This window comes from Aliikangiella sp. G2MR2-5, from assembly GCF_015687155.1.
Classification (GTDB): Bacteria; Pseudomonadota; Gammaproteobacteria; order Enterobacterales; family Kangiellaceae; genus Aliikangiella.
This window is the reverse complement of sequence record NZ_JADPQF010000003.1, coordinates 262,229-278,292: the sequence shown is the minus strand read 5'-3', so window position 1 is coordinate 278,292 and position 16,064 is coordinate 262,229. Positions and strand designations below refer to the sequence as shown.

Genomic DNA, 16,064 nt, shown 5'->3' with positions numbered 1-16,064 from the left:
ACTAATAATCAGCAATTCTCTTATTAATTTCAACTCGATAATGCTTGAATGTTAAATTAAAATATTGATTTTTTACTATATAAACTATCGACTATCGATAAAAAATACTTAAACCAAAGTTTCTACCGGTAGCCTGAGTAGCCAGATCGTCGGCAGAACTAAAGTATGCTTCGTCCAAAAGGTTTTCAATAACAAACTGTATTCGCCAGTCCGGGTTGATTCGATAACCGAGTTTAAAATCAATAATATCTGCTGCGTCTAAGGGAACCTCTCCGTCACCAGCCTTGGATTTTGCGGAGCGTTTGACATAGCTAAGCTGCGTTATCCAGTTGTCTGGTTGATATAGTAGTGATAAAGAGTTTCTTTCAGCCGGAATATCCGCTAGCCAGTTGCCATCGGCATCATGACCACTTATTCCCTGTCCAGCCAAAACCAATGAAATAGAGTTAGAGGCAATATATTCAGATTTATACTGCCAACCTGAAATTTTACCGTCAGTAATGTTTCTGAAAGTCCTGGTATCATCGTCAATGCTGATTCGTTCGATGAAGTTTTCAATATCGGTATTAAAACCGTGAGCTTCGAACTTTAATGATTCCCCTGCATAGCTGACACTAAGATCCAAAGATTCAGACTCTTCCGGTAATAAATCCGGATTTCCCAGGACTTGCCCTCGCGCAGTCGTTCCATTAAAAAGCCGCTCCGAAACTGTTGCAAATCTAAATCCTGTTCCGTAACTAACACCAAGTTCCCAGTCTCCCAACTGTTTCTTTAGCGTCGAGAAATAAGTTGTATAACTATCACTTAAACTTTCTGAAATGTCACTCTTTTGAGACAAGTAATTAATTCGGATACCACTATGAAAAGACCAGCTATTAAACTCCCGGTTAATCGTGGCGAATAATGCAGATTCATTTTCCTCACCGCTTTCAAGCGCCCAATAACTTTGGCTTGCTCGCGTAGCAATATCGATTTCTTCTTCAACACTATCCACACCTCGCCGTCCAAAGTATTCAACGCCATAAATTCCTTTCCAGTCTCCTTGCTGCCAACTGTCTTCCAGACTGAAACCTATATCAAGCGAGTTAGTTGTTACTCGATTAATTCTATTTTCAGGTCGAATATCCTGGGTGACTAAATCCTGATCATGAAAATAAAGTCGAGCAAACCAGCTTGCGTCACTACTGAGAGTCAACTGTGACAGTAAATGATTTTCTTCCGGATAGGAGGTAATTCTGCTTTCCGGAAAGCGCAGATTATCTTTACCAATATCTCTGCCCTGGCTTTCAATTACCTGCCAGTCAAGGTTGTAGTTACCCAACTCAAAATGACGAACAAAATTTAGTGAATGTTGTGAAAACTGGTTATTTTTCGGAGTACCTGTAACTGTTTCACCATTGTCTCTGGTTCGATAGGCCAGATTTATCGAATAGGTGTCGTCGCCAGTCCCCCCCGCAGTAACCCATTCATTCCCATCAGCATGATATCCGAGCATCATCCAGGGGCGATCTTCCTGACGAGTCTGAAGATGTATCGTACCCGCAATCGCCCCGCTCCCATAATAGGTTGATGCCGGTCCCTGGGTTACTTCTGCTCCGGACAACAAGGCCGGATCAACAAAAGAAGCGGCAATGCCTGCTCGACGCTCTGAAGTTATTCGCATTCCACTGATATAGGCTTGGACTCTTTGTCTGGCAAGTCCACGAATATTGATTGTTTGAAATAGGCCAGGCTGACCATTGGCCGCCAACCCTGGCTGATTATCCAAAAGCTTCACAACCGAGTTTGGTGCTTTGGCAACTTCATCAATGCTCACAAAATCATTGATCAGCGCATCATCTTTTTCATGTCTGGTACCGGTTACAACGACAACTGGAGCTGCCGAATCCGGCATAAGGTCAGATGTTGCCTGTTCAGCCCCGCTTTCTCCTTGAGCATGAACAGTAAAACTCAGAATCGTAGCTAGCAAGAAAACTACTTTCGAATGAATAACTGTTTTTTTACACATAGACTTCATAACTCATAGACAACTGAGAAAAACCAGCTCCGAGGCTAAAATACCATTGGGAGCACACATCAGATAAAGCGGGTCCTAAAATTACCTGATGGGAAATCAGAATAAAAGTATCAATTGGTAACATTGTGAGTTTTGTTAATATTCACTTATTTTTTGTAGAATATTCAGTAAATTCCATGGGTTAGCGGGAGCAAACGAGAATATCAACAGTGCTCAGCTCATACACCGTCGATCCACAGATATCGCGAGCAGGACGCAAATACTATAAAATATCCGACCTATTTTGTGAGAGGCCACTGTGCGTCACTCGTTTTTAATAACATCTATTTGAAAACTAAGAAAAAATGTCAATCAAACACTGTATTATCCATTCATTAAAGCGCACTGTTGAGTCTGGTGATGTCCAACTTACCATCCGGGACAATGAAAACACACCGGAAGGACCTATTGTTTCTCTCTTCACCCAGTTAAAACAAAGCTTTCAACGTAGCGCTACCCGACAATATGGTCTGTTTGATCCTGAACAAGGAGACAACCCGCTTCCTGGCTGGCTAAAACAGCTGGAGTCTGAGTCAATGGGATTTACAAGCGTAGCGCAAAAGCTCTCCGAACATCTTAAGTCCAAACTTGAAGAAATCAGTGAAGGATTCAGTGCACACATTCTTTATGTTGTTGAAGAACTTCTAGAAGAAAAACAGCTTTATATTTTCTGGGTCACACATAGCGAAGGACAATATATCGACTCAGAAATGGAGATTGACCATATCGAGTTTGTTGACAGTGGTAAGATGAACTATGTTCTGAAGCTTGACTTTAACCAGTGGCAGGTTGAAAACTGGCAACAGTATCTGTCGGTAATTACCAGTCGCGGAAGTAAAGAAATTGCGCAAGCTTTTTTACAGTTTTGTGGTTTTGTTTCCAGTGTCAATCTACAACAACAAACCAACGAATTTCTGGAAGTTGTTGAAGAGTACTCTAAATCACTTTCTCCTGAAGAGAGTAAGACCTACAAAAATAAGATTGTCGATTATTGTGTAGAACAGGATATGCAAGGCAGCCCCATCAATGTCAGGAATTTATCTGAAGAGCTAAATTCCGCCAACCCTGAGCATTTTTCTAACTTCGTTAGTCAGAAAATGGAAGATCCGAAGGAAGAAATTTATACCCATAGAAACAGCATCAAAAAATTTGTACGTTTTTACGGCAGAGAAAAAGATCTCAGTATCAGCTTCTCTTCAGATATGGTAGGAGAAAACGTTGTTTATAACCCTGATACTGGAGAGCTCATACTCAAAGAGGTACCAAAGTCACTAAGACAACAGCTAGCGAAGTATCTTGAAAAAGCTTAATAAAATTCTGAGAATTTAAACTTTTTTTTCAAATAGAAAGATTTTGAAGCTGATTTTGCATATGCAGCCCAAACTCGTTTACGCTTGATAACTTCGATTGAAAACAGCTGGCAACGACTCGGTTGAATTGTTTGAGCAACTCCTGGTGCATCAATTTAACCGACTCCATTTCTTCATAAGCAGATTTTAGCTCGCTTTCTTTAACATAAACTATCCAACGAACATAAACCTCACTCAGCAATCCAGATTGAATTAAAGTATTGGAAAGTGCCGAACCAAGAGCTACCGCTACTGACTCACCATTTTCTTTGACACTATAGCTATCAACAAAGCTTTTCAATTCTTCAAAGACAATCCCCAGTTCAGCTGATCGCACTTCTAATTTTTCGAGTAACTCCAACATTTTCGAATCATCAATAATTCTGACTACGGGCAATTGAACCAAGTACAACATATTTTGCACAGATTGAGCTACTTCTTCTGTATGGCTAAATGTGTTCATTGCAATGAATGGCTCTAGATTTCCAAAGTACTGTTGAATGCTGTCTTCTTCGGTTCGACACAACTCCTGGATATCATTACACATTGCCAACAGATGACCTAACAAACTGATTGCTCGTCCCTTTTTGCTGCGAGGATAACCGGTACCATCATTTCTCTCATGATGCTCCGTTACCGCAATTTTTATTGTTGATGGAATCTCTTTAACTTCGTCCAATATCAACTTTGCTACTAACGGATGACTTTTAATCGCTTTTTCTTCTTCAGGAGTAAAATTCCCATCTTTTACAGAAATCTCATGAGGCAAATGTAAAAACCCCATATCACGTATCAATGCTGCGACAAAAGCTTCTCGTTTATCAAGCTCGCTATTTTCAGAACATCGACATACCGCGAGCGCAAGCAAACTACAAATCAAAGAACGATAGTACAGTCGTGGGCACTGGGTCGACATAACGGTAATTTTCTGGACAATAATATTATAGCGAGAATAATACTCACAGCAGGCGAGTAATGTTTTTTTGAGCTGTAACTTTTCATAAATCAGACCAAGCTCATCATCATTTTCCAATAATTTTAATAACTCATCATATAGCTTGTCTGAATTGACCACTTTTTCCAGATTAATGTCATGTTCAATCGGCTTCTGCAATTTATGCTGCGCAATTGTGGTCGCTATCTTGGGAGTGATCTCGATTCCTTTAGCGACAAGAAGCACACCATTTTGATTGTAAATATTCCGTGTCGCCCTTACTTTATTTTTCCTATTAACTTCAGACAGGTGCTCGGAATAAACTCCGGCGTCGGTGAGAGAGTCTGCATCACTCTGGATTGACTCTTTTGAGCTACTGGTATCACTGAACATGGCGCGAAAATCACTTTAACTTTTACAAATACTACTCGCTCAAGTATAGAACACACTATCACAACAAATCTTGCGAAAGCACAAAACATCTCCTTTCGAAATAGGACGATAGAAATAAACAGTCCTTGTCGGAATAAATTCCCAAACAAGTTAGAGTAACCAGTAAATTATTTTATATTTTTGCGTACAAAATATTGTATTTTGAGTTCATAGATCATATATTAATCAATATCACGGATTTGATATATTTTGAAAATGGATCTTGGGAGGGGTAATTTAACTATAAAAAACAAATAGATAGCCTTGAATTACCATCGTATTCAAAAAACCTCTGGGGTAGGAGGACACTCAATGCTAAAAGCTAAAACACTGATCACTTCACTCATCCTTGTGAGTCTTGGTAACGGAATTTCTGAACTGAGCGCCAAAGGAAGACCAACAGAAGAAAGCGTGCTGCCTTTAACTCATACTTGTAGCAATACGCTTAAATTCCGTGCGCAAGACATGACTTATCAACAGTTTGTCGATTCTTGTAACAAGGTTGGTTCTGAAGAAACTTACTTTCACAGCAAACTTGAAACCAATAACTTGCCAGTTTACGGCGACCAAAATGACGACTTGAAAATGGTAATATTCGACGATTACAACCAATATAACCGCTACGGTAGCCGCATCTATGGTATTTCTACTAATAATGGCGGTATCTACATTGAAGGCAACGCAGAAGATCCTAACAATCAGGCTGCTTTCTATGCGCATGAAGCCGACTGGCTTCGGCCGGAATTTGTTATCTGGAACCTGGAACATGAATACGTTCATTATCTCGATGGTCGTTTTGACCTGAAGGGTAATTTCAGTGATTACCCCAGTAATACTGTGTGGTGGGCCGAAGGGCTTGCAGAATACATTTCCAAACAAGATAGCAATAGCGACGCAGTTTCACTAATCAATAGCAACGGAAGTAACAGAACTCTCTCTCAGGTATTCGCAACTACCTACAACAACACAGTGGAAGAAATATACGACTGGGGTTATCTTGGAAACCGGTTTATGTTTGAAAACCATATGCAGGATATCCGCGATTTACGGTCGGCTACGCGCAACGGAGACTGGTCAACCTACCAAAACCTTCTGAGCGCCTGGGGAAGTGCTTATGAACAAGAGTGGCAAGACTGGCTAGTAGCGCTTGCTGGAGGAGACTCCGGCGGTGGAGGCAATGGCGGCGGTACAGGTGGTGACACCACGCTGTTAGAAACGATAGCCTCTGGAGCGCAAGGTAGCTGGAATTATTACAGTGTTGACGCAGTAGCCGGTACCTTAACCGTTCAAATCAGCGGTGGAAGTGGCGATGCTGATTTATACGTCAAAGCCGGCAGTCAACCTTCCTCTGGTGATTGGGACTGTCGTCCTTATAAGAATGGTAATGAAGAGTCCTGTTCGCTAACAGTATCTGCCGATGGTACTTACCATATAGGCCTGTATGGTTATAGTAGTTTCAGTAATGTCAGCCTAACTGCTGTCAATACGAGTAATTAGTCAAATAGTCAATGTATTTCCTCCGCACACTCAAGCAGTCATGTGCGGAGGAAAGCTCACACCTCCTGATTGCATTTTGCATAGTGAGCAAAAGAGCAACTTTTCAGAGCAGGAAAGTATCGACGTTTAAAGTCAAAAAGAGTAAATAGTATGCGAACAACTAAGCTATCAATTTTTACCAAATTTATTGCCTTTGTAACGATATGTATTAGCGCTAAGCTGTGCGAGGCGAGAGATACGACCGAGCTGAGTAAAGTGCAGGAGACATTGGATACACTTCAATATCAATTATTACAACAAGAAAATCAAACACAAGAGAAAAATATTGATAAAAGCTTTTCCGAATCAAACAAAACTATTCAAATCAACTATTTATTCAAGCAAGGAATTTTGATCACGATAAACTACTCACCCAGTGAAAAACAGCGAGAAAAGCAATCAAATACAGGTTCTGTCCGAGAAGAGCAGAAAGTCATGCCACAGCCAGAGTTAGCTCACTCCAATAGCATATCATCCAGTACTACAGCACCCAATACTACAGCACCCAATAGCAGGTTAAATAGAGCACAGCTTGATCTTAAAGCTCGAGAAATATCGCATGCAGCTTACCAGGTACGGGAACAAAGTCGTCAATTAGAAAAAATTCGAAAAAATGCCACCAAAGAAGAGCAAAAAACAATCGATGAAGAGTTGAGAGTTTTGCGTGAAAAAGCAAAGGAATTTGAGTTCCTGCGTCTTGAAAATAAAAAGAGGATAGCGCAGCTTGAAAGTCACGCAAGCAACCCCGGCGAGCAAGAAATACCTGACACTCGTTCTAATCAGGTTGAGAAAATTCTACAAACAGCTTGTCAATTTTCAGATCTTTTCAATGAGTTTTCCAGTAAAGAAAAATTAACCATCCTGGAGATCCATACGAGCAAGGCAGGTGAAAAATCAACTACGGGTTCCAGTGTTTCAATTCAGGAACTTCAGTCCTGCCTGGTGCAACCCCATTTGCAGACCTTCAGTTCTCTGGAAAAGTTTGAATATTAGAGTGATACCTTGGGGCTATCCTACTTGGTCCCATTATGAATAGTATCAACATATATCCTTGACTCTTCTTTACCATTTAAGTGCATAACTAATGCATTTTCTTTTTATTTACACATTTGGTTCAAAATTCACCCAATATTATAAATTAACCTAGCTTTCTCTTGCAGAATTTTTTTCGAGGTAAGCTATGAGTTTAAAGAGTGCATTTCAACTGCCGTGTTCAATAGTTCTATTAGCAGGTATATACGGATGTGGTTCTTCGAGCGACGATACAACTGAATCAACAGCGACAACTTCCGATTCAAACCTGGTCATCAATGAAATAGTCGCTAGTCCTTCGGCAGATGACACTGACTGGATAGAGCTATATGTCACTGAGGGAAGCGTCGATCTATCGGAGTATTCCATTGTTGATGACAATAGTGAGCATGAAGCACAAAGCCTGCCATCAGTTACCCTGAGTGCAGGTGAATATCTGGTAATACAGGCAATTGGAGAAGATGAATCAGCCCCGACAGATAACTACTACGTTACTTTCAAATTAGGATCAGATGATGCCGTTTTCCTGTATAAAAACGCTACTCTGGTCGACCAGCTTGACTGGTCTGAAGGCGAAGCAGAGGAAGGATTTAGCTTTGGTCGACTACCGGACGGGACAGGAACCCCACAAGTTTTGACACCAACGCCAGGCACAACCAATATGGCCGCCGCTGAAGTACAAGTTCTTGATACTATTATCAATGATAATGCTGAAATAAGGATTAATGAGATCGTCGCCAAGGATTCTAATGGTGGCTATGACTGGATAGAGTTATTCGTCACTGGCGGCAATAATGTTTATCTGGGTGATTATTCGCTATCGGATGAAAATAATGTTCTCTATACTCTTCCATCTGTTACATTGGCTCCGGGCGAATACTATCGAATATATGCGACTACTGAAGAAGTCAACGATATAGAAAAGGTTAACTTCAATCTTGGTCTGAACGATGAAGTAAAGTTGTTTCTAGGTGACGATCTGATTGATCAACTGGACTGGAAAAAAGGCGAGGCATTAATAAACTACAGCTATGGACGATATCCAGATGGAAGTGACTCCACCTCTACTCTTTTGCCTACCATAAACTCTTCAAACAAGCTCGCTGAACACGGTCCATTGGTACTCAATGAAGTACTAGCCAACGATTCATCTGGAGGAAATGACTGGTTCGAAATATTCAACAATAGCGACTCGGCAATATATCTTGGAGACTACCAGGTTATAGATGAAAGTGACGATATAGAGCCTCAAAGCTTGCCAAACATTAATCTAGGCGCAGGCGAATACATAGTTATTTATGCCACGGACCAAGATCCTGGTGAATACTTTGTTCCTTTCAAACTCGGAAACAACGATGAGCTTAGCCTGATTCTGAATGGCGAAACTGTTGATTACATTGTTTGGGACGAAAGTGACGTTATCAGTGGCTATAGCTATGGATTGTCTCCTGACGGAAGCTGGGTCAAAGACACCCTTAACCCTACACCGGGAGAAGCAAATCAATCGACTACCGTATTTAGCAAAACTTCGGTTAGGTCCATTTCAATAGAAATAGACGAGGCTGATTGGCAGGATATGATGGATAATGCTCTCGATGAAGAGTATCACTCAGCAAATATAAGTTTTAATGGCATAACACTTGACAACATTGCAATCAGAACAAAAGGGAATTCTAGTTTAAGTCACGTAGCTCAAACAGGCAGCGAACGATTTAGCTTTAAAGTCGACATTAATGAATATGTCGACGGTCAAAAATTCTTCGGCCTGAAAAAATTCACTCTCAACAACTTCTTTAACGATCCTGCGTATATGCGCGAAGTGATTGCTTATGAGCTGCTTGATGAAATGGGTGTTCCTAGTCCACAGCATGCCTATGTCAATCTATATGTTAATGGTCAGCTTCATGGCTTGTATTTGATGGTCGAAGCAATCGATGGAGAGTTTCTTGAAAATCACTTTGCCAATGCCAATGGCGACCTATATAAGCCCGATGGAACCGGGAGTGATCTTTTGTGGATTGACGATAACTTTAACAGCTATTCAGGTGTAGATCTGAAAACCAATGAAGACACTTCAGATAACGGCGCCTTTATTAACCTCGTATACCAGATGCAGTTTGGCGACGGTGAATCAGTCATTGATGCCGAGAGCGTGTTGCGCTACATGTCTGTTAGCGTAGCTTTGTCGAATCTTGACTCTTATCACGGACCACTCTCTCACAACTATTATATTTATGAGCAGGATGGCATATTTTCATTTATACCCTGGGATTTGAATGAAGCCTTTGGATCCTTTCAAATGGGCTGTGAAGATCAAGATGTGCGCGATCTCTACATTGATGAGCCAACTGTAGGTCCTCTCAGTGATAAGCCCTTAATTGCGACCCTGTTTGCCAACTCTGAGTACCTGAACAACTATCACAACTATCTTTGGGAACTAATAGAAGGACCATTAGAGAGTAGTAACTTTTCGAGCAGGGTAGCACAACATGCAGAGCTGATCGCAAGTTATGTTGCCCAAGATCCGACCGCATTTTATTCCTATGACGACTTTGAGCTGAATTTGAATACCAGCGTAGATCGTTTCTATGGACTTACAGAGTTCATGGAGTACCGAGTTGAAAATATTCGTCTACAGCTTCTAGGAGAAATCCCTGCTTCAGGCGACGGAAGCGGCTTCTGTGATGGTAGAACGCCACCGCCATTTTGATACAGAACGAAGAATAATTCACATACCCTTCTCTGGGATCCTTACTAAATGAAAGGCCCCCAGAGAAAAAATCTAACTCCAATAACCTAGGCTAATTAACAGGAGCTTGAAGTTGATCCTCGATCCCCTACGATATCCAACCTATGATCAAGCAGCAGCAATTGACATAGAAACAGGTTTATCAACTACCACAAATGAAATCTACTCTGATACTGTCATAGAAAACCGGCTACAGCAGTTTAAAAAACATCGCCTGGACGAACTTAAAAACACCACGTTAATGAATAGAGTAGATACTAAGTTCTTATTACCTCGAACTTACTTAAGAGAACTATTAGATAAGCTTCAGCCTTTCTATAGTTGTCTCGAGATCGATAGTGAAAACATATTTACCTATCGCAATCAATATTTTGATACCGCTAATCTTTTATTTTACACACAGCATCATAACGGGAAGACCAACCGTTACAAAGTGAGACAGCGTCATTACATCGATACTAACAGTCGTTTTATCGAAGTAAAACACAAGAACAATAAAAAAAGAACGATAAAAAGCCGTGTTAGACTTTCCGGTTTAAATACTGGAAAAGCAGAACAACTGGTCCAGCAAAAAGTAGGCTTTAGCTTGAGCGACCTGCATGTAACCCAGGTTGGCGGATATCAGCGTATTGCACTGGCCAATAAAGAATACAGAGAAAGACTTACACTGGATATCAACTTATGGTATCAGTCTCCTGAAAACGGTTCTTTGGTCGAACTACCCGACATTTTTATTGCTGAGTTAAAACAGCACAAGATAAATAAACACTCCCCATTTTTCCAGATAATGAGCAGCTCTCATTTTCATCCTTTGCGCTTCAGTAAGTACTGCATTGGTTGCGCCCTGTTATTTGGTCAAACTTTAAAAACCAACCGTTTCAAACCTGTTTTAAAAAGCATTCAGCCAATGCTTAATTGAGGATAGATATGAATACCTTGACCCATGATTTTTTATTACGCTTTGCAATCAACCTGATATTCAGCTTTATTCTGAGTTTCTTTTGCTACTACAGAACTTCAAGAAATCGACAGATTGCTTCTTCCCTGGTTCTATTCGGAATTGGCATATTTATAATCACCAACCTTCTTCATCGAGCGGATATTTCGATGGGTTTTGCCTTTGGACTATTCGCAATTTTCACGATGCTTAGATATCGAACCGAGCCAATATCAATTAAAGAAATGACTTATCTTTTTATCATTATCTCAATAGCTCTTCTTACTGCAGTTGGCCAGGCCACGATAGCTGAGATAGCTCTCGTAAATAGCTTGCTTTGTCTGGCAGCGTTCCTGCTGGACTCTAAAATCATTCAAGGTAGCGCAAAAAAACAGTCTATAAAATATGAAAAAATAGAAAACATACGACCGGATCGAAGGTCATTTCTATTTGCAGATCTTCAGGCGAGAACGGGACTGGAAATTAAGGAAGTAAAAATAGAGCAAATCGATTTTTTAAGGGACACAGCGCTTTTAACCATTGAATACCTGCCTCGATCGCAAAAAATAAACAAGAATTCGACATCACTTTCTGAAGAAAAGGAGGTTCTCTCATGAATTTCTATCGACAGCTTATAATACTTTTTATGGTTTCGTCCTGTGCCCCTTTCATAACCTATGCTAGCGAGAAAAGGCAACCTGACTTTGACATTAATGGATACGCGATGCTTGATTATGATCAGTTCGATCCTGCATTTCTAGAAGATAGCTATAACGAGAGTGATGAAGCTGAGCTAAGACGGTTAAGAATAGCGACAAAATATAAATTTTCTAAAAACTGGGAGAGTAAAATCCAATTAAGTTACGATGATAAGAAGTTTGACTTTAAAGACGTTTACTTAAAGTATTCAGGTTGGAATTTGGCAACAGTCACTGTTGGTCAACAAAAAGAACCTTTCGGACTGGAAAAGTTAATAAGCTCTCGAAATCTTCTTATGATTGAACGCAGCTTGTCCACTGAAGCATTTTCTCCTGGACGAACCCCGGGAATCAGCTTTTCGGGCGACACTCAAAACTGGGACTGGAAATTAGGTTACTATATTGAAGACAATGAAGCGAATGCGATAACAGGACGAGCCAGCTGGTCACCTTTGAAGAAAGAAGATACACTTCTCCACCTCGGTTTTGCTTTTAGTAAAAGAAACTCCAACTCGACCGAATATCGTATTAATGAAAAACTTGAAATTCATACATCAGACAGTTTACTTGAGGGAGATACAATCATTGCTGACTCAAAATCTCTAACTGGGTTTGAAACCCTATTTATGAAAAATAGTTTTCTATTAATGACTGAGTGGCAACGTTCAGAGGTAGTGGATATTGCGTCACAAAAATTTACTTATGATGGTGGATACCTTCAACTTGGATATCTATTTGGTGGTACCTCTCGAAAGTACAAAAACGGAGTGCTAAAAGGTCTGGATGAATCTAATCAGAATGGAAACTGGGAAGTAGCTCTTCGAGCCAGTGAATTGCGATTACTTGAAGAGTCTAAGTCAGCACAAACTCTTTCCTTTGGAATTAACTATTATTGGAACAAAGATATCAAATTCATGTTCAACTATATTAAGGCGAGTCACTACGAAGACGATTTCGAGCAGGATTCAGGAAAAGCTATATCGCTTAGAGCGCAATATAGCTTTTGATCGAAGCTTGCTGCAAGATTATTTAGATTTTCATATTTGAACAGGTAGTTTACAATTTGATTAGAAACAGTTCATTGATAATCTAGAGTCTTTTTATGAAATCTGACGACTATTACTTATCACTTGCAGTTGAAATTGCTGCGAAATATTCTTACTCCGGTGAAAATGGTCCTTTTGGCGCTGTAATAGTAAAGGATAATAAAATAATAGCCGAAGGCTGGAATGAAGTGGTTAAATCTCACGATCCAACTGCTCACGCAGAAATAGTTGCAATTCGCAAGGCTTGCAAAACGCTGGATAGCTTTTCACTGACAGGATGCACTATTTACTCTTCCTGCGAACCTTGCCCAATGTGTTTAAGCGCAATCATCTGGGCAAGAATCGACAGAGTTGTTTATGCCGAGGGGAGAGAAGCTGCGGCCAATGCAGGGTTTGATGATCAAAAAATATATCATGCTATTGAAGAAAGACAGTTGCAAGAAATTGTCCAAATGGAACGAATCAAAGTCGACTCTTCAATTGCTCCCTTTAAAGCCTGGCTTTCAAATCCATTAAGAAAAAAATACTAATTTAGTCGATATTCTCAATTTTAAGCTGAAAAAGCGGCTGGCCACTTGCGTGATATTTTTTCTCGAATAAAGTAAAGGGATCTTTAATCTCTAGCTCTTTAACAAGAACATCTTCGCCACAAAGGATTCTCCAGGCTACGGCAAACTCCTCTAGATAGAGTTTCCAGTTACTTCTTAACTCCAGACTCGTTGAAAGTTGTTTCAGTTTAGGAAAAACAGGGTGTCCATGCCAGCGTCGCTTCAAGTGTACTGACTTGGGCCAGGGATTAGGATAAAAAATTGTGTGCTGTTCAAATCGAATATCGTTATCTGCACAAAGTCGCCAAATGTCTTCACAATTGGCGCGAAGCAAAATACAGTTTTCTGGAGTGTCTTCCGCTACGCCGTACTTGTTTAGTCGGTGATAAGATTGATCCAGTCCGATAATCAACGCATCTGGATTGAGTCTAGCCAGATTGATACTACTCATTCCGGTACCACAGCAGGAGTCTAAAATCAAAGGGTGTCCGTCAAACTTTTTTAGCGCAGACTGCAGAGTAGAAAAAGCTTCCTCATTATGTTTTTGAATTGGCTTTTGAAACGAGTGCCGTATATGACGTTGGACGTAATCTTCCAAACGCTCGTGCACACCTTCCTGATTCGTCTGCACACTTCTCGAAAGCTGCTGTGACATACTCGCTAAATCCTCAAGGATTATCTACTGTGGCTTCGACTTATATTGAATCCTGACTTCGCCATTCACTCCATCATTACCATGCCAGGAATTTTCCAACCGGTATTCATTTCCGCTAACGTGATGATAAATCCAAAGTTCATTTGGTAAATTCCAATAAAGAGTAGGCGCTACCAACGAAGCTCTTCCATCCAAAATAAGAATATTGCCGGCATCAGTCGGAAAAGGATCATTAGCTTTTAGTAAATAAACTTGCGTACTATAGCGCTCGTTGCCACCACACTGCCGCTCAAATACCAATGCCTTGTAAACATTTCCTGGAGATCGATACTCCTGATGAATTCTATTATGACAATCGCCACTATCAAAATTGAAAATCATGAAGACCAGGACCAGAACAACCAGTATCAGAGCCGCGGCGGCGGCGATAAAAAGTTTTGTCCATTGACTCACATTTTTCTCCGGTATGTTTTAATTACAACCTTTAAGCAAGCTTTCGACTCTGCCAGCTTACTTATAACGCAAAATATTGCGATTCAGGGTTAATCCAAGCTTACACTTTTTAAGCGCAAATTAATCTCTGGGCCGAGCGTTGTTTTGCGGCTTGATCTTTCCAATAAGTATCAATATTGTACCAACCACTATATTGGTAAATATCGCCAAACTAACCTTGCTACCTGTCCAATATGCGTAACCAAGCCAGAGCAGTGATAGAAGAATGAGTGCCCCACCCAACAAAACAAATACTCTCATTTTATCGTTGCCTTTCATTCTTTCTCTCCGGCACAAAAAGTTGGTGGCAATATAACGCTTTTATCTTTTGGAGTCTAATGCAGAAAATAGCCAGATGGCTCCGTTCTTAACAAAGACGGTTTTCACCAGTATTTATCTATTTCTCAAAATTCTACGGTCAATGTCCTGTATGCGGCTAACTCCTGTCAACGCCATTGCAACCTTTATTTCGTCTTTTAAAATCTTAATTACCTGGGCTACCCCTTTTTCGCCCGCAGCTGCAAGGGCGTAAGCCCACGCCCTTCCTACCATGCAACCATCGGCTCCCAATGCGATCGCCTTCACAATGTCAAGACCACTCCGTACGCCGCTATCTAGAAAAACTTTACACTCCCCTTTGATTACATCGACAATTTCAGGAAGTACACTAAGAGATGCCGGAGCCCCATCGAGCTGGCGTCCTCCATGGTTTGAGACAACTATTCCGTCGGCTCCCGCTTCAACCGCCTTTCTAGCATCCTCAGAGTCAAGTATGCCTTTGATAACGAAATTGCCTGACCAGTTTTCTCTAATCCAGTGCAGATCTTTCCAGGTCATACTGGCATCAAACTGACTGTCGACCCACCTTTTAAAATCAGACAAAGAGTTGGCATTAGGAACCGCCTGTTGCAGATTTCCAAAAGTGAATGGTCGCCCCCTTATCGCCACATTCCAAATCCACGCAGGATGTCGTGCGAAATCCACAGCTCTTTTAAATGACCCCAACCAATTAGTGCCACCACTCAATCCATTTCGTTTGTCTCTGTACCTCTCTCCCAATACCGGGAGATCGACGGTAAATACCAAGGTATCGCACCCTGCAGCTCTTGCTCGTTGCATCAGATCAAGCGCGTATTTTCTATCACGAATTACATATAGCTGGAACCAGAACGATGTCGGATCAGAGCGATGTAATTCTTCAATAGAACAAATACCAACAGTGGAAAGAGTAAAAGGTATGTTAGCTTTAGCCGCAGCCAGAAATGCCTGAACCTCTCCCCGTCTGGCGTAACAGCCAGCCAGACCTACTGGTGCAAGAACAAGAGGAAGATCGAAATTTCTATTAAAAATCCTAGTACTTGTATCTATATGGGAAACGTCCCTTAGTACTCGCTGGCGCAGCTCTATCTGAGCAAAACTATTGATGTTTTGACGAAGGGTAGTTTCAGAATAAGAGCCGCCGTCTATATAATCGAAAAACTGGCGCGGTAACTTTTTACGAGCAATATGCCTGAAATCTTCTGTCGAAATAGCAGAAATTCCCAATCCTCTATGCGTCATAATCGCCCCCTCCACAGGGTTAGCGAACCGGCTTTGATCA

Annotated in this window: 14 protein-coding genes; 8 read left to right on the top strand and 6 right to left on the bottom strand. The window is 40.9% G+C overall.

The features are described 5' to 3' along the window. Positions 1–91: 91 nt before the first annotated feature. Positions 92–2,008, bottom strand: coding sequence for a TonB-dependent receptor (locus IYN84_RS11650; RefSeq protein ID WP_196139385.1), 1,917 nt, complete (start codon positions 2,006–2,008; stop codon positions 92–94). Between the two features lie 353 nt (positions 2,009–2,361). Here IYN84_RS11650 and IYN84_RS11645 point away from each other — a divergent pair, with 353 nt between their 5' ends. Then, positions 2,362–3,366, top strand: a complete 1,005-nt coding sequence (locus IYN84_RS11645) for a nucleoid-associated protein (protein ID WP_196139384.1) — start codon at positions 2,362–2,364, stop codon at positions 3,364–3,366. Between the two features lie 28 nt (positions 3,367–3,394). Here IYN84_RS11645 and IYN84_RS11640 read toward each other — a convergent pair whose 3' ends face one another. Continuing rightward, positions 3,395–4,732: an HD-GYP domain-containing protein gene (locus IYN84_RS11640; protein WP_196139383.1), complete on the bottom strand. Its 1,338-nt coding sequence runs from the start codon at positions 4,730–4,732 to the stop codon at positions 3,395–3,397. 351 nt (positions 4,733–5,083) lie between these two features. Between IYN84_RS11640 and IYN84_RS21230 the strand changes: the two genes are divergently transcribed. The 7 genes from IYN84_RS21230 (at position 5,084) to IYN84_RS11605 (ending at position 13,299) form a co-directional block, all read left to right on the top strand. Then, positions 5,084–6,268, top strand: coding sequence for a collagenase (locus IYN84_RS21230; protein ID WP_305852099.1), 1,185 nt, complete (start codon positions 5,084–5,086; stop codon positions 6,266–6,268). A gap of 150 nt (positions 6,269–6,418) precedes the next feature. Beyond that, positions 6,419–7,300, top strand: coding sequence for a hypothetical protein (locus tag IYN84_RS11630; RefSeq protein WP_196139382.1), 882 nt, complete (start codon positions 6,419–6,421; stop codon positions 7,298–7,300). A 187-nt stretch (positions 7,301–7,487) separates the two neighbouring features. Next, the gene (locus tag IYN84_RS11625) at positions 7,488–10,049 is read left to right on the top strand and encodes a CotH kinase family protein (protein WP_196139381.1); all 2,562 of its coding nucleotides are present in this window, start codon (positions 7,488–7,490) and stop codon (positions 10,047–10,049) included. 112 nt (positions 10,050–10,161) lie between these two features. After that, a complete protein-coding gene (locus IYN84_RS11620; RefSeq protein WP_196139380.1) occupies positions 10,162–11,007 on the top strand; it encodes a polyphosphate polymerase domain-containing protein in 846 nt (281 codons plus the stop codon). Positions 11,008–11,015: 8 nt separating this feature from the next. Next, positions 11,016–11,642 carry a DUF4956 domain-containing protein gene (locus IYN84_RS11615; protein WP_196139379.1) on the top strand — a complete coding sequence of 209 codons (627 nt, stop codon included), beginning with the start codon at positions 11,016–11,018 and terminating at the stop codon, positions 11,640–11,642. After that, on the top strand, positions 11,639–12,730 hold the full coding sequence (locus IYN84_RS11610) for an OprO/OprP family phosphate-selective porin (RefSeq protein WP_210330426.1): 1,092 nt from the start codon (positions 11,639–11,641) through the stop codon (positions 12,728–12,730). Before IYN84_RS11615 ends, IYN84_RS11610 begins: the two co-directional genes overlap by 4 nt. A 95-nt stretch (positions 12,731–12,825) precedes the next feature. Next, positions 12,826–13,299: a nucleoside deaminase gene (locus IYN84_RS11605; RefSeq protein WP_196139378.1), complete on the top strand. Its 474-nt coding sequence runs from the start codon at positions 12,826–12,828 to the stop codon at positions 13,297–13,299. Position 13,300: 1 nt separating this feature from the next. On the opposite strand, the gene IYN84_RS11600 is transcribed toward IYN84_RS11605, so the two are convergent. The 4 genes from IYN84_RS11600 to IYN84_RS11585 form a co-directional block, all read right to left on the bottom strand. Next, positions 13,301–13,972, bottom strand: a complete 672-nt coding sequence (locus IYN84_RS11600) for a tRNA (guanosine(46)-N(7))-methyltransferase TrmB (RefSeq protein WP_196139377.1) — start codon at positions 13,970–13,972, stop codon at positions 13,301–13,303. 24 nt (positions 13,973–13,996) lie between these two features. Beyond that, positions 13,997–14,425 (bottom strand): hypothetical protein, encoded by a 429-nt coding sequence (locus IYN84_RS11595; protein ID WP_196139376.1) that lies wholly within the window; start codon positions 14,423–14,425, stop codon positions 13,997–13,999. A gap of 120 nt (positions 14,426–14,545) precedes the next feature. Further along, complete coding sequence (locus IYN84_RS11590; RefSeq protein WP_196139375.1) at positions 14,546–14,743, bottom strand: hypothetical protein; 198 nt, start codon at positions 14,741–14,743, stop codon at positions 14,546–14,548. A 114-nt stretch (positions 14,744–14,857) separates the two neighbouring features. Beyond that, the gene (locus IYN84_RS11585; RefSeq protein ID WP_246722863.1) at positions 14,858–16,024 is read right to left on the bottom strand and encodes an L-lactate dehydrogenase; all 1,167 of its coding nucleotides are present in this window, start codon (positions 16,022–16,024) and stop codon (positions 14,858–14,860) included. Positions 16,025–16,064 lie beyond the last annotated feature (40 nt).